Annotated in this window: 14 protein-coding genes; 2 read left to right on the forward strand and 12 right to left on the reverse strand. The window is 59.4% G+C overall.

Features of this window, described 5'->3' with window-relative positions:
• Position 1 precedes the first annotated feature (1 nt).
• From BN3796_RS16035 to nasR, 4 genes are all read right to left on the reverse strand, one after another.
• Positions 2-790 carry an ABC transporter ATP-binding protein gene (locus BN3796_RS16035; protein ID WP_061709367.1) on the reverse strand — a complete coding sequence of 263 codons (789 nt, stop codon included), beginning with the start codon at positions 788-790 and terminating at the stop codon, positions 2-4.
• 9 nt (positions 791-799) lie between these two features.
• Positions 800-1,678, reverse strand: a complete 879-nt coding sequence (ntrB, locus tag BN3796_RS16040; RefSeq protein WP_061709368.1) for a nitrate ABC transporter permease — start codon at positions 1,676-1,678, stop codon at positions 800-802.
• 1 nt (position 1,679) lies between these two features.
• Positions 1,680-2,927: a CmpA/NrtA family ABC transporter substrate-binding protein gene (locus tag BN3796_RS16045; protein WP_061709369.1), complete on the reverse strand. Its 1,248-nt coding sequence runs from the start codon at positions 2,925-2,927 to the stop codon at positions 1,680-1,682.
• Positions 2,928-3,150: 223 nt separating this feature from the next.
• Complete coding sequence (gene nasR / locus BN3796_RS16050; RefSeq protein WP_061709370.1) at positions 3,151-4,335, reverse strand: nitrate regulatory protein NasR; 1,185 nt, start codon at positions 4,333-4,335, stop codon at positions 3,151-3,153.
• Positions 4,336-4,408: 73 nt separating this feature from the next.
• Here nasR and BN3796_RS16055 point away from each other — a divergent pair, with 73 nt between their 5' ends.
• Positions 4,409-4,762 carry a DsrE/DsrF/TusD sulfur relay family protein gene (locus BN3796_RS16055; protein ID WP_061709371.1) on the forward strand — a complete coding sequence of 118 codons (354 nt, stop codon included), beginning with the start codon at positions 4,409-4,411 and terminating at the stop codon, positions 4,760-4,762.
• A gap of 60 nt (positions 4,763-4,822) precedes the next feature.
• Here the strand turns inward: BN3796_RS16055 and BN3796_RS16060 are convergent, their stop codons facing one another.
• Both BN3796_RS16060 and chaB read right to left on the reverse strand, forming a co-directional pair.
• A complete protein-coding gene (locus BN3796_RS16060) occupies positions 4,823-5,518 on the reverse strand; it encodes a gamma-glutamylcyclotransferase (RefSeq protein ID WP_061710038.1) in 696 nt (231 codons plus the stop codon).
• Between the two features lie 174 nt (positions 5,519-5,692).
• Positions 5,693-5,923, reverse strand: coding sequence for a putative cation transport regulator ChaB (gene chaB, locus BN3796_RS16065; protein WP_061709372.1), 231 nt, complete (start codon positions 5,921-5,923; stop codon positions 5,693-5,695).
• A 268-nt stretch (positions 5,924-6,191) separates the two neighbouring features.
• On the opposite strand from chaB, the gene chaA reads away from it, so the two are divergent.
• Entirely contained in the window at positions 6,192-7,292 is a 1,101-nt protein-coding gene (gene chaA / locus BN3796_RS16070) for a sodium-potassium/proton antiporter ChaA (protein WP_061709373.1), read from the forward strand.
• Between the two features lie 103 nt (positions 7,293-7,395).
• Here chaA and kdsA read toward each other — a convergent pair whose 3' ends face one another.
• Genes kdsA through hemA form a run of 6 tightly spaced genes read right to left on the reverse strand, consistent with a single transcriptional unit; the run spans position 7,396 to position 12,696 of the window.
• Positions 7,396-8,250 carry a 3-deoxy-8-phosphooctulonate synthase gene (gene kdsA / locus BN3796_RS16075; protein WP_061709374.1) on the reverse strand — a complete coding sequence of 285 codons (855 nt, stop codon included), beginning with the start codon at positions 8,248-8,250 and terminating at the stop codon, positions 7,396-7,398.
• Between the two features lie 36 nt (positions 8,251-8,286).
• Positions 8,287-9,096, reverse strand: a complete 810-nt coding sequence (gene sirB1, locus BN3796_RS16080) for an invasion regulator SirB1 (protein WP_061709375.1) — start codon at positions 9,094-9,096, stop codon at positions 8,287-8,289.
• A gap of 3 nt (positions 9,097-9,099) precedes the next feature.
• Positions 9,100-9,489 carry an invasion regulator SirB2 gene (gene sirB2, locus BN3796_RS16085; RefSeq protein ID WP_061709376.1) on the reverse strand — a complete coding sequence of 130 codons (390 nt, stop codon included), beginning with the start codon at positions 9,487-9,489 and terminating at the stop codon, positions 9,100-9,102.
• A complete protein-coding gene (prmC, locus tag BN3796_RS16090; protein ID WP_061709377.1) occupies positions 9,486-10,316 on the reverse strand; it encodes a peptide chain release factor N(5)-glutamine methyltransferase in 831 nt (276 codons plus the stop codon). Before prmC ends, sirB2 begins: the two co-directional genes overlap by 4 nt.
• Positions 10,316-11,398, reverse strand: a complete 1,083-nt coding sequence (prfA, locus tag BN3796_RS16095) for a peptide chain release factor 1 (protein ID WP_061709378.1) — start codon at positions 11,396-11,398, stop codon at positions 10,316-10,318. The genes prmC and prfA overlap by 1 nt, the downstream gene beginning before the upstream one ends.
• 41 nt (positions 11,399-11,439) lie before the next feature.
• Positions 11,440-12,696 (reverse strand): glutamyl-tRNA reductase, encoded by a 1,257-nt coding sequence (hemA, locus tag BN3796_RS16100; protein WP_061709379.1) that lies wholly within the window; start codon positions 12,694-12,696, stop codon positions 11,440-11,442.
• Positions 12,697-12,770 lie beyond the last annotated feature (74 nt).

Here is a 12,770-nt window from a genome sequence, read left to right on the forward strand (position 1 = left end):
GTCAGGCCGCTTTGGGCTGTTTTTCATAGAGGAAATGTAGGATCTGCTGGCGCATCTGGTGATAGCGGCTCTCCTGAGCCAGCAGAACCCGGTTACGCGGGCGCGGCAGGTCCACCTCGAGGATCTCTCCCACCGTCGCCGCCGGCCCGTTGGTCATCATCAGCACGCGATCCGACAGCAGCACCGCTTCGTCCACGTCATGGGTAATCAGCACGATGGTGGTGTTCAGCTCCTGCTGAATTTGCATCACCGAGTCCTGCAGATGGGCGCGGGTCAGGGCATCGAGGGCGCCAAACGGCTCGTCCATCAGCAGCACTTTCGGTTGCATCGCCAGCGCACGGGCGATCCCCACCCGCTGTTTCATCCCGCCGGAGATCTCCCCGGGTCTCTTGTGCAGCGCATGGCCCATCTGTACCCGATGGAGATTGTGTTCAATCCACTCCCGACGCTCCGCCTTATTCATGGTGCGACGAAAGACCTGATCCACCGCCAGCGCCACGTTGTCGAAGCAGGTCAGCCACGGCAGCAGAGAGTGGTTCTGGAAGACCACCGCGCGCTCCGGGCCCGGTCCGGCGATTTCGCGGTTATCGCACAGCAGGCCCCCTTCACTCGGCAGGGTAATACCGGCGATAAGGTTCAGCAGGGTCGATTTGCCGCAGCCGGAGTGGCCGATAAGGCTTACCGTCTCCCCTTCGTGGATATCGAAGGAGACATTTTGCAGCGCCAGGAACTCGCCGCCGGCGGTGGAAAAACGCTGGCTCACGGCCTGGATTTGAATAATCGGTTTCATATGCGCTCCCTATTTTTCCTGCCAGCTCAGACGGCGGGCGATCAGCATCAGCCCCTGCTCCAGCAGCAGCCCCACCACGCCGATAATGACGATGGCGATCAGAATGTTTTCCACGTTGAGGTTGTTCCACTCGTTCCAGATCCAGAAGCCGATGCCCAGCCCGCCGGTCAGCATCTCCGCGGCGACAATGACCAGCCACGCGATGCCGATGGAGAGACGCACCCCGGTTAATACCGCTGGCAGCACCGCCGGAAACAGGATGCGCCGCAGAATGGTCCATTCGGAGAGCTGTAACACCCGCGCCACGTTGAGGTAATCCTCAGGAATACGGCGCACCCCTTCGGCGGTATTGATCACCATCGGCCAGATGGAGCAGATAAAAATCGTCCAGCTTGAGGCGGGCTCCGCCTTCTGGAAGAGCAGCAGGCCGATCGGCAGCCAGGCGAGCGGGCTTACCGGGCGCAGCAGTGCGATGAGCGGCGTAAACATGCGGGAGAAAAAGGTAAAGCGGCCGATCAGAAAGCCGAGCGGAATGCCCGCCAGCGCTGCCAGGCCGAAACCGATCGCCACGCGCTGCAGCGAGGCGAGCACGTTCCAGCCGATCCCCATGTCGTTAGGGCCGTCGCGGTAGAAAGGATCGGCGAAGAGCGTCAGGGCGGAGTCAAGCGTGCTGAGCGGCGTGGGAAAGCCTTTGCTCTGCATCGCCGCCACCTGCCAGAGGAGCACCAGCAGCCCCAGCCCCAGCAGCGCCGGCAGCAGACGCTGTAGCCCCGCGTTCAGATAACGGCTCAGGGCGGGCGAGCGTCGTCGCACCTGCACCGGCGGCAGCGTAATGACCTTCCCCACGCTCTGGGTTTCAGCCGGTCTGGCGGATTGCATCTGTTTCATATCAGGCCCCTTTACGATGAATGGCGAAACGACTGGCATACCCTTCCGGATCGGTGCCGTTCCAGACGGTACCGTCCATAAGCGTGCTGCTGCGCAGCGGCGACGACGGCGCGTTCATGCCGCCCACCGCCAGCGCCGCATCCTGCCAGATTGCCGTCTGGTTGATGCGCTGCGCGATGGCCGCATAATCGGGCGCGCTTTTAAGCATCCCCCAGCGGCGGAACTGGGTTAAAAACCACATGCCGTCAGAGAGGTACGGATAGCTGACGGCGCCGTCACTGAAAAAGCGGATCGGATGGGGATCCCGCCAGCGTTTGCCGATCCCGTTGTCGTACTCGCCCAGCATCCGCCCGGTAAGGTATTGCTCTTTAGTGTTGAGCCAGGCGCGGCGCGCCAGAATACGCGCGGTTTCGCGTCTGTTCTCCTCTGAGGCCTCTATCCAGCGGGAGGCCTCCAGCAGCGCGCAGACAAGCGCCCGGGCGGTATGAGGGTTCTGCTCCACCCAGGCGCGGCGCGTGCCGAGAATTTTTTCAGGATGCTCAGGCCAGATGGACTGCGAGGTGGCGGCGGTAAAGCCGATACGGTCGTTAATGGCGCGCGCGTTCCACGGCTCACCGACGCAAAAACCGACCATATTGCCGATGCGCATGTTCATGACCATCTGCGGCGGCGGGACCACCACGGTGCGCACATCCTCGAAAGGATCAATCCCCCCGCTCGCCAGCCAGTAGTAAAGCCACATGGCGTGAGTGCCGGTGGGAAAGGTATGGGCAAAAGTCAGCGAGCCCGGCGCCTGCTGGCCGACATATTTTTTCAGCCCCTCCAGATCGCGCACGCCCCGCTCCGCCAGCTCGCTGGCGAGAGTAATCGCCTGGCCGTTATGGTTGAGGGTCATCAGGTTGGCCATCTGCTGGGGTTTCCCGGCAATCCCCAGCTCCAGCCCGTAAAGCATTCCGTAGAGGATATGGGCGGCATCCAGCTCGCCGGCCACCAGCTTGTCGCGCACCGCCGCCCAGCTGGCCTCTTTGGTAGGGACAATGGTGATGCCATATTTCTTATCAAATCCTTTCAGGGCGGCAATCGCCACCGGCGCGCAGTCGGTCAGCGGGATAAATCCCACCCGCACGCTCTGCTGCTCCGGCTTATCGGAGCCCGCAGCCCAGACCGCCTGCATCATGCCCGGCAGCAGCATCGCGCTACCCGCCAGCGCTCCCGCCTGTAGTAATCGCCGTCTCGACAAATCCACCATGCCCACTCCTTAAAAGACAAAAAAAAGCGCCCGGCGATGCCGAAGCACCGCAGGACGCCTTTATCCCGACGACATGCGCGCCGCCGTTGGCGCGCTGTCAAAACTGTGACTGAATAATGCAAAGGTAATGCCAGCTTTTAAACCCGCGGGTTTCGCGTCTTCCGGCTGGCCTGAAGGGGTTTTCGCACCGCGATCAGGCAAGGCCTGCCCGCAAAGGGTGCATTCAGGTCTGCGGCGGTGCCTGCCAGAGGGTTTTAACCGTCAACAGCGCGCGGGCGATCTCCACCATGCGCTGGTTTTTATCCATCGCCATTTTACGCAGGGCGCACCACGCCTGCTCTTCACTCATCTGCTGGTGGGTCATGAGCACGCTTTTGGCTTTCTCAATCGTTTTACGCTCCTCCAGGGCGTCGCGCAGGGAGGCCAGCTGCCGGGAAAGCTGTTCAATTTCCTGCGCCTGCTGGCGGACCAGGGGCAGAAGCGGCCTGTCGGGCCAGACGGCCAGGGGATCGTCCATTTCTTCAGGCAGAGGCGAGAGCGCCGGGTCCCGGGCCATACGTTCGTGCACGGTGGTCATCAGATCATGGATAACGCTCTCCTCCAGCGCCCGCAGATGTTCCAGCCGACCGGTCTGCTGAGAAAACCAGTGCAGCGCGGTGGCGCCGCCATCCGCCGCCGGCTGTCGGGTACAGGCGACCCGCCGCAGCTGCTCGGTGTCCAGACTGGCTGCGCAGTTTTCGCTAAAGACGGCGCACAAGGCGGGCGTGACGCGGGAGAGAAAAATATCAAAGCAGGCCTGCTGGGCATCAATGCGATCCACCAGCTTCTGGCGCATCTCATCGCTGAAGTGGCCCTGGGTAAAACCAATCGCCCCCAGCGCGCGCTCCTGCCCCACCAGCTCCTTGCCCTGCATCAGGCTATAAAGCGCCACAATACGGCCCGCAATTTGCGGATCGTCAATACTGTCATTCAGCTGAGGAATAATACTTAACAGGCTGCGGATAGTGCGGCTGTACTGCTCCATCGCCTGCCCGGCTTCAAGGGCGCGGCGGGAGACCTTGCCGCGAAGCGCTTCCAGCAGCTCGGTGCCCGCCAGCGCGCTGGCGATACGCTCGCAGACGGCGGAGCCAGAGAGGGCTGACTCCGCCATCAGCGCCTGCCGGAACGCGGCAAGCTGGTCATCGGCCAGCGCCCGGCTCGCCCTGCATTCGGCCTCGTACAGTTGCCCTTTAGAGCAGAGCCAGACGTTTGACGCGCCGCGCTCGCACTGTAGCATATGCACCAGGCCGCTAATGGCGCTGACCAGCGCGCCAAGCTGTGCCATATGGGCAAGCTGCTGCTTACGGATATACCTGGCGCGCTGATACCAGACGGCGGCGCCGGGTGGATTGCCCGTGATTATCGTCATGCTTACTCTCCCGTTGCGATACAACAGGAAGGGATAAGCAATTTTCATGCCCTGGTGAAACAGAGGAGCCAGAATGCAAAAGATTGTTATCGTCGCCAACGGCGCGGCTTACGGAAGTGAATCCCTGTTCAACAGCCTGCGTCTCGCCATCGCCCTGCGTGAACAGGAGAGCGAAACCGATCTGCGGCTGTTTTTACTGTCCGACGCGGTGACCGCCGGACTCAGGGGGCAGAAGCCCGCCGAAGGATACAACATCCAGCAGATGCTGGAGATCCTCACCGCACAGGGGGTGCCGGTCCGGCTCTGCAAAACCTGCGCCGACGGGCGCGGTATCAGCGACCTGCCGCTGATTGAGGGGGTTGAGATTGGTACGCTGGTTGAACTGGCCCAGTGGACCCTGGCAGCGGATAAGGTGCTGACCTTTTAAGCCCGCGACACAGGACAGCGAACCTTCTGGCCTGTGTCGGTTGATTCTTTCATGTTGTACTCAGGCAAATCCCGGGCGCAACCCACCCTCGCACCCGTCGCCTTCCACCAGCACTTTTACTTTTGCCACCAGTTCGTTCAGGCTGTCATCGTTCATGCCGAGGCGCGCCAGCTCCTTCTCAAGGGAGAAAAGATATTGCGCGTTGGTGCCCAGCGGGCCGCTGGCGCTGGCGATAAGCGGCGCGATGGTCTGCGGACGGGTGTCGGATTCATAGAGAGGGTGGCGCGGATCCATGATAAAGACCAGCGCGTTGACCACGCGGCCATCATCCAGTTCAAGACGACACCAGCTCGGGAGGTAACAGCCGGTGATCATCTCCCGCTTCCAGAGGAGAGAAAGCTCCTCTTCCAGCGTCTCGTCTGGCAGCCGATAGGCCACGCCGGTGGTGCGACCGCCCTCTTTCAGTGCAAGCATCCTGCCCGGCTGGCAGGCGGTACCGCGACCGGCGGTAAGGCGAAGGCAGAAAGCGCGATGCCAGCCCGGGAGCGTCCCGGTCGCGGATTCCAGAAAGTTAAGCGCCGGGTTCCACATTAGCGAACCGTAGCCGAAGATCCATACCGGCCCTTCGTCCGGGCGGCAGGCGATGGTTGCCGCCAGCGACGCCGCCCGCTGTTCAGCCGACCAGAGCAGCGACTCCTCTATGGCACCAAAAGCCGTTTTACAATCCGCCTTCATCAGGAAATCACGCGTTAACATCTTTACCTCCACCACCGCATGCTTCCTTGCGACTACGTTACGACCCATCCCGTTGCCGGGAGCTGTTCATTTTGACAGCAGCCAACAACGATAAGCAATTCACGGGCCAGTTGCAATATAGCGGCAGCAGCATCGCCTGAAAAAAGCCAACAGCGAAGCGGCAAGAGAGGGTATTTAACTCTTTTTATGCCATTTATCGTCGTCTCCCTTCTCATAATCATTCTTAACGGCGGCCCAGGCGACTTTATGGGCCGTCTCTTCCCGGGTGTCGTCGCCGCGTCGATCCTCTTTATCCTTGTACTGGTCCCACGCGCTGTTAAAGGCCTCTTTATAGATCTCCTGCGCATGCGCTGGCAGTACATTTTTCACATTATCCGGCAGATCGTTTTTGGACTGATAAGGCATGATTCACTCCTTTTGTGGTTAAAAAGATAAGTGTGGACGAGGAAAGGCCCTGCTGCCACCTTGCTAAGAAAAGTGAAAATAAACCTCTCATAACAACCTGTAATTTAATGGTTAATTCATGAATAGATGCTATTTCTCAGCACTGGCAACAATTACAGCCAAAAGGGTAAAAGTAAGTAAAATTAAACGGCTAATCAGTCGATATCTGCTAATTTAATCTGGCTCTTTCACACTATAATGACAGTTACCTGCACTTCTGGAGATGACCATGACTATGACGCATGAGGCGGTGAAAACCCGCCATAAGGAGACATCGCTTATTTTTCCGGTGCTGGCGCTGGCGGTGCTGATTTTCTTCGGGAACAGTCAGTCACTGCCAGCGGTAGCCGGAATCAACCTTCTTGCCCTGATCGGCATTTTGACCAGCGCGTTTAGCGTGGTTCGCCATGCCGACGTGCTCGCTCACCGTCTCGGGGAACCCTACGGCTCACTGATTTTAAGCCTGTCAGTCGTGATTCTCGAAGTAAGCCTTATCTCCGCGCTAATGGCGACCGGCGACGCCGCGCCAACCCTGATGCGCGATACGCTCTATTCCATCATCATGATTGTTACCGGCGGGCTGGTGGGCTTCTCCTTACTGCTGGGAGGGCGTAAATTTGCCACCCAGTATATGAATCTCTTTGGCATCAAGCAGTATCTGATCGCCCTCTTCCCGCTGGCGATTATCGTGCTGGTTTTTCCCGTGGCGCTGCCTGGCGGCAATTTCACCACCGGGCAGGCGCTGCTGGTGGCGCTGATCTCCGCCGCCATGTATGGCGTGTTCCTGCTGATCCAGACGAAAACGCACCAGAGTCTCTTTGTGTACGAGCATGAAGATGACAGTGACGACGACGACCCGCATCACGGTAAACCGTCGGCCCACAGCAGCCTGTGGCATGCGGTCTGGCTGATTGTCCACCTGGTGGCGGTTATCGCGGTGACGAAAATGAACGCCAGCCCGCTTGAGACGCTGCTGACGGAGCTGAACGCGCCCGTGGCCTTTACCGGCTTCCTGGTGGCGCTGCTGATTTTGTCCCCCGAAGGGTTGGGAGCGTTGAAAGCGGTCCTGAGTAATCAGGTGCAGCGCGCGATGAATCTCTTCTTTGGCTCCGTGCTGGCGACCATTTCGCTTACGGTGCCGGTGGTGACGCTTATCGCTTTTCTCACCGGTAACGATTTGCAGTTTGCACTCGGCGCGCCGGAGCTGGTGGTGATGGTCGCCTCGCTGCTGCTGTGCCAGATATCGTTCTCCACCGGGCGCACAAACGTGCTGAACGGCGCCGCGCATATGGCGCTGTTTGTGGCGTACCTGATGACGATCTTTGCGTAACCTTTTCCCCCGCGGCGCTTCGCTGTGGGTTTTACAGGCCGGGTAAGCGCAGCGCCACCCGGCAATATGCCCTAATAAAAAACCCGCCGAAGCGGGTTTTTTATTAGTTGCTGGTATCCAGCTCGTCGAAACTTTTCACCAGATCGTCGATAGCCTTAATCTGCTTCAGGAACGGCTCCAGCTTGTCCAGCGGCAGCGCGGACGGGCCGTCGCATTTAGCGTTGGCCGGATCCGGGTGGGCTTCGATAAACAGCCCCGCCAGACCGGTCGCCATACCGGCGCGCGCCAGCTCGGTTACCTGTCCACGACGGCCGCTACTTGCAGCGCCAAACGGATCGCGGCACTGCAGGGCATGCGTCACGTCGAAGATCACCGGGGAGTTATTGGAGACTTTCTTCATGACGCTGAAGCCGAGCATATCCACAACCAGGTTGTCATAGCCGAAGTTGGCACCGCGGTCGCAGAGGATCACCTTGTCGTTACCGCCTTCGATGAACTTATCGACGATGTTACCCATCTGGCCCGGGCTCACGAACTGCGGTTTTTTCACGTTAATGACGGCACCGGTTTTCGCCATCGCTTCCACCAGATCGGTCTGGCGAGCCAGGAACGCCGGCAGCTGAATAACATCAACCACGTCGGCAACCGGCTGCGCCTGGTGCGACTCGTGTACGTCGGTGATCACTTTCACGCCAAACGTCTGCTTCAGTTCCTGGAAAATTTTCATCCCCTCTTCCAGGCCCGGGCCGCGGTAAGAGTGGATAGAGGAACGGTTGGCTTTGTCAAAAGAGGCTTTAAACACGTACGGAATGCCCAGCTTCTGGGTTACGGTCACGTAGTGCTCGCAGATACGCATGGCCAGATCGCGGGACTCCAGAACGTTCATGCCGCCAAACAGCACAAACGGCAGGTCGTTTGCCACGTTGATATCGCCAATGCTAACCACTTTTTGTTTCATAGGATCGCCTTATTCAGGTGTGAATCGAAATTACGATTAGTGCAGTGTAATCTGTTTGTGCGCGATAGCGTTGATCTGCGCGCGGATCATTTCGCTTATCGGATCTTCCGGGCACTGCTCAACGAAATAGTTCAAATCGTGCAGCGCCACATGTTCACATTCCAGCTGCGCGTAGATCAGCCCGCGATCGCGGATCTCATACGGGTCTTCGGGGTTAAACTGCAGCAGTACTTCGCTGGCGCGCAGCGCAAGCTCCATCTGCCGCTCTTCCATCAATGCCGCCTTGAGGGTATCCAGCAGTTTGCGGATCACTTCAGCGTTGTCGGCCTCATCAAGATCTTCATTGAACAGCTCAGCAACCGGGCTGATATTGCCCTTCAGCCAGACGTCGAGCGTATGCTCGTCCAGCGTCTCGCCGTTGAAAGGATTAATTAGCCACATTTCGCCGTCCAGCCACTCCGCCCGCAGGATCATCTGCGTCGGGAAGATGACCGGCATCAGCGGAATATCCAGACGGTGCGCGACCCACAGCAGCACTGCCCCCAGCGCGACGGCGCTCCCCTGACGATTTTTTAACACCCGATCCAGCCAGAGCGCATCGGAAAGGCGGTAGACGCCCCGCGTATCGCAAAAACCCCAGTCCCCGTAAAAGAGCTCCAGCAGCTTCTCCAGCTGCCAGTCCTGAGGGCGCGCCTGATTTATCTCCTCACGCGCCAGGCTTACCAGGTTTTCCAGTTCGTCATAGACATACTGCGATGAAAAATCGTCGCGGATCATCTCTGTAATCAGAACCATACCTTCGCAAAGCGGCACTTTATTAAATTCGAAATCGGCCAAGGACCTCATGACTTACCCCAGTATCGGTATTCTTGTGGTGGCGAGTTTAATGATGATGTACAGCACCACCAGCCCCAGCAGAAAAGCGATAAATCCCGTCTGCTGGCTGCGCGGACGATGTCGTCCCAGCGCAATAAAACCCAAAACGATGTAGATGATAACGCCAAACAGCTTTTCAGTCAGCCATGCGCCCGCATTCGTAAAAGGCAAATATCCCGTTTTTAGCATCAGCCCGATGCCGGAGAGCAGCAGCAGCGTGTCGATACAGTGCGGCGCCACGCGAACCCAGCGGGCGTTATTCAGCGGATGGTTACTGTAACGCCACCAGTAGCGCGCGATAAACAGGCTGATGGTCAGCGCCACGGTGACGAGGTGAACGGTGAGCAGAAGGCTAAAGCTCATTGCCATCTCCCGAGCGTCAGGCGCTCGTTGCCGCCGTAATCACGGCAGGTTTCAACGTCGCTATAGCCCGCGGCGCAAAAAAGGGCGCGCACCGCCTCGCCCTGCGTCCAGCCATGTTCAATTAACAGCCAGCCGCCGGGGTGCAGATGCGAGCGACTCTGGGCGACAATCTGCTCGATATCCGCCAGCCCTTCATTAGCCGCCACCAGCGCGGTCAGCGGCTCGAAGCGAACGTCCCCCTGAGAGAGATGAGGATCCTCTGCGTCGATATAGGGGGGATTACTGACGATCATCGCGAACTGTTCGCTCTGTAGCGCAGAGAACCAGCTGCTCTGGCGCACCCCGACGTTGGCCAACCCCAGGCGCGCCACGTTACGTTGCGCAAGCTTTATCGCATCAGGCATCAGGTCTACCGCCGTAATCTGGCAGTCAGGACGTTCGCTCGCCAGCGCCAGCGCAATCGCACCGGTACCGGTGCCTAAATCGAGCACCGCGCAGGGTTCGGCAGGCAAGCGCGCCAGCGCCTGCTCCACCAGACACTCGGTGTCCGGGCGCGGGATCAGCGTGGCCGCAGAGACATACAACGGCAAAGACCAGAACTCCCGCTCGCCGGTCAGGTGAGCGACCGGTTCCCCCGCTTTACGCCGTGCCAGCAGCCCGTCAAGCGTACTCTCCTGCTCAGCCGTCAGCACCGTCTCGCCAAAGGCGAGGATAAAGGTGCGCGCTTTGCCGGTGACATGACCGAGTAAAATCTCGGCGTCCCGCCGCGGACTCTCGCTCCCGGTCAGTTCCCCTGCAGCAAACCGCAGCCAGTGCTGAAAATCCATTATTCCTGCTCGGCCAGCGCCGCCAGCTGATCGGCCTGGTGCTCCTGCACGACAGGTTCTATCAGCGCGTCGAGTTTACCCTCCATCACCTCATCCAGACGGTAGATAGTCAGGTTAATGCGGTGGTCGGTGACGCGCCCCTGCGGGAAGTTATAGGTGCGGTTACGATCGCTGCGATCGCCGCTACCCAGCAGGTTACGGCGGGTAGAAGCTTCCGCCTGCTGGCGTTTCGCCACTTCGGCGGCATGGATACGCGCGCCAAGTACCGACAGCGCCTTGGCTTTGTTTTTATGCTGGGAGCGTTCGTCCTGGCACTCCACGACGATGCCGGTCGGCAGGTGGGTAATACGGATAGCGGAGTCGGTGGTGTTAACGTGCTGGCCGCCCGCTCCGGAAGAGCGGAAGGTGTCGATACGCAGATCCGCCGGGTTAATATCCGGCAGTTCCGCTTCCGGCAGCTCCGGCATCACCGCCACGGTGCAGGCGGACGTATGGATGCGCCCCTGAGATTCGGTGGCGGGAACGCGCTGCACGCGATGACCGCCGGACTCAAACTTGAGACGACCGTAAGCGCCGTCACCGCTGATTTTGGCAATCACCTCTTTGTAGCCGCCATGTTCGCCCTCGTTGGCGCTCATGATCTCCACGCGCCAGCGGCGTGATTCGGCGTAACGGCTGTACATACGGAAGAGATCCCCGGCAAAGATCGCCGCCTCATCGCCGCCGGTACCGGCGCGCACTTCGATAAAGGCGTTGCGTTCGTCGTCAGGATCTTTGGGCAGCAGAAGCACCTGAAGCTCTTGCTCCATCTGCTCCGCTCGCGCTTTCGCCTCCTGCAACTCCTCCTGCGCCATCTCGCGCATTTCGGGATCGTCGAGCATTATCTGCGCGGTTTCGATATCTTCCTGCACCTGCTGCCAGGCGGTAAAACAGCGCGCCACGTCGCTGAGCTGGGCATATTCGCGCGACAGGGCGCGGAAACGATCCTGGTCGGCAATAGTGGCGGCATCGCCAAGCAGGGCCTGAACTTCTTCATGGCGCTCGTGCAGAGCTTCCAGTTTAGCGACGATAGAAGGCTTCATAGGCGTAAGTGCACCTTAGTTATAAAAATGGGTAGAGGGCGCTATTCCAGCCCGAGGCTGTTGCGCAGAATGGTCAGGCGTTCGTCATCCCCGTCACGGGCGGCCTGCTGAAGAGATTTGGTCGGCGAGTGGATCAGCCGGTTGGTCAGTTTCCATGCCAGATCCTGCATGATGGCCTGCGGATCGCCGCCCTGCTCAAGCGCGGCGAGCGCTTTCGTCGTCAGGTCATCACGGATCTGCTCCGCCTGCCCACGATACTCGCGGATGGTCTCGCTGGCGCTTTGCGCACGCAGCCAGGCCATAAATTCGCTCGACTCCTGCTCAACGATCGTCTCCGCCTGCACCGCCGCGGCTTTGCGCTGGGCGAGATTATGAGAGATGATGCTTTGCAGGTCGTCCACGCTGTAGAGATAGGCGTTCGCCAGCTTGCCTACTTCCGGTTCGACATCGCGCGGCACGGCGATATCCACCAGCAGCATCGGCTGATTACGACGGGATTTAAGGGCGCGTTCCACCATGCCTTTGCCGATAATCGGCAGCGGGCTGGCGGTGGAGCTGATAATAATATCCGCATCCTTCAGGCGCTCGTCGATATCGCTCAGGGCAATGACCTCTGCCCCTACCTCGTCCGCCAGCGCCTGGGCGCGTTCGCGGGTGCGGTTGGCGATAATCATCTTTTTCACCTTGTGCTCGCGCAGATGGCGGGCCACAAGTTCGATGGTTTCCCCCGCGCCCACCAGCAGTACGGTCACCGTCGAGAGGGATTCAAAGATCTGACGCGCCAGGGTACAGGCGGCAAACGCAACAGAGACCGCGCTGGCGCCGATATCGGTTTCGGTGCGCACACGCTTGGCAACGGAGAAGGACTTCTGGAACATCCGCTCCAGCGCGCTGGCGTTGATATGCCCTTTTTGAGAGTCAGCAAACGCTTTTTTAACCTGGCCTAAAATCTGCGGCTCGCCCAGCACCAGCGAATCGAGCCCACTGGCGACGCGCATCAGATGACTCACCGCGTCGTTATCCTGATGCCAGTAAAGACTATTGCGCAACTCTTCTTCGTTGAGGTTGTGGTAGTCGCAAAGCCAGCGGATGAGCGCCTCGTGAAGGTTATCCTGCTCCTCAACGCTCAGATAGAGCTCGGTACGGTTACACGTAGAGAGCACCACGCCCCCCTGCACCATCGGCTGGGCAAGCAGGCTTTCCAGCGCCTGGTCAAGCGTATCCGGCGAAAACGTTACGCGTTCTCGCAGCGAAACCGGGGCCGTTTTGTGGTTAATTCCGAGTGCTAAAAGGGTCATGTGAGCGGGAGTAGTACCAGCGTTAATAAGGTTAGCAGCACGCATCATACATTATGCGCAAGATCAATAAAAGA

This window comes from Pseudenterobacter timonensis (genome assembly GCF_900021175.1).
Taxonomy (GTDB): Bacteria; Pseudomonadota; Gammaproteobacteria; order Enterobacterales; family Enterobacteriaceae; genus Enterobacter; species Enterobacter timonensis.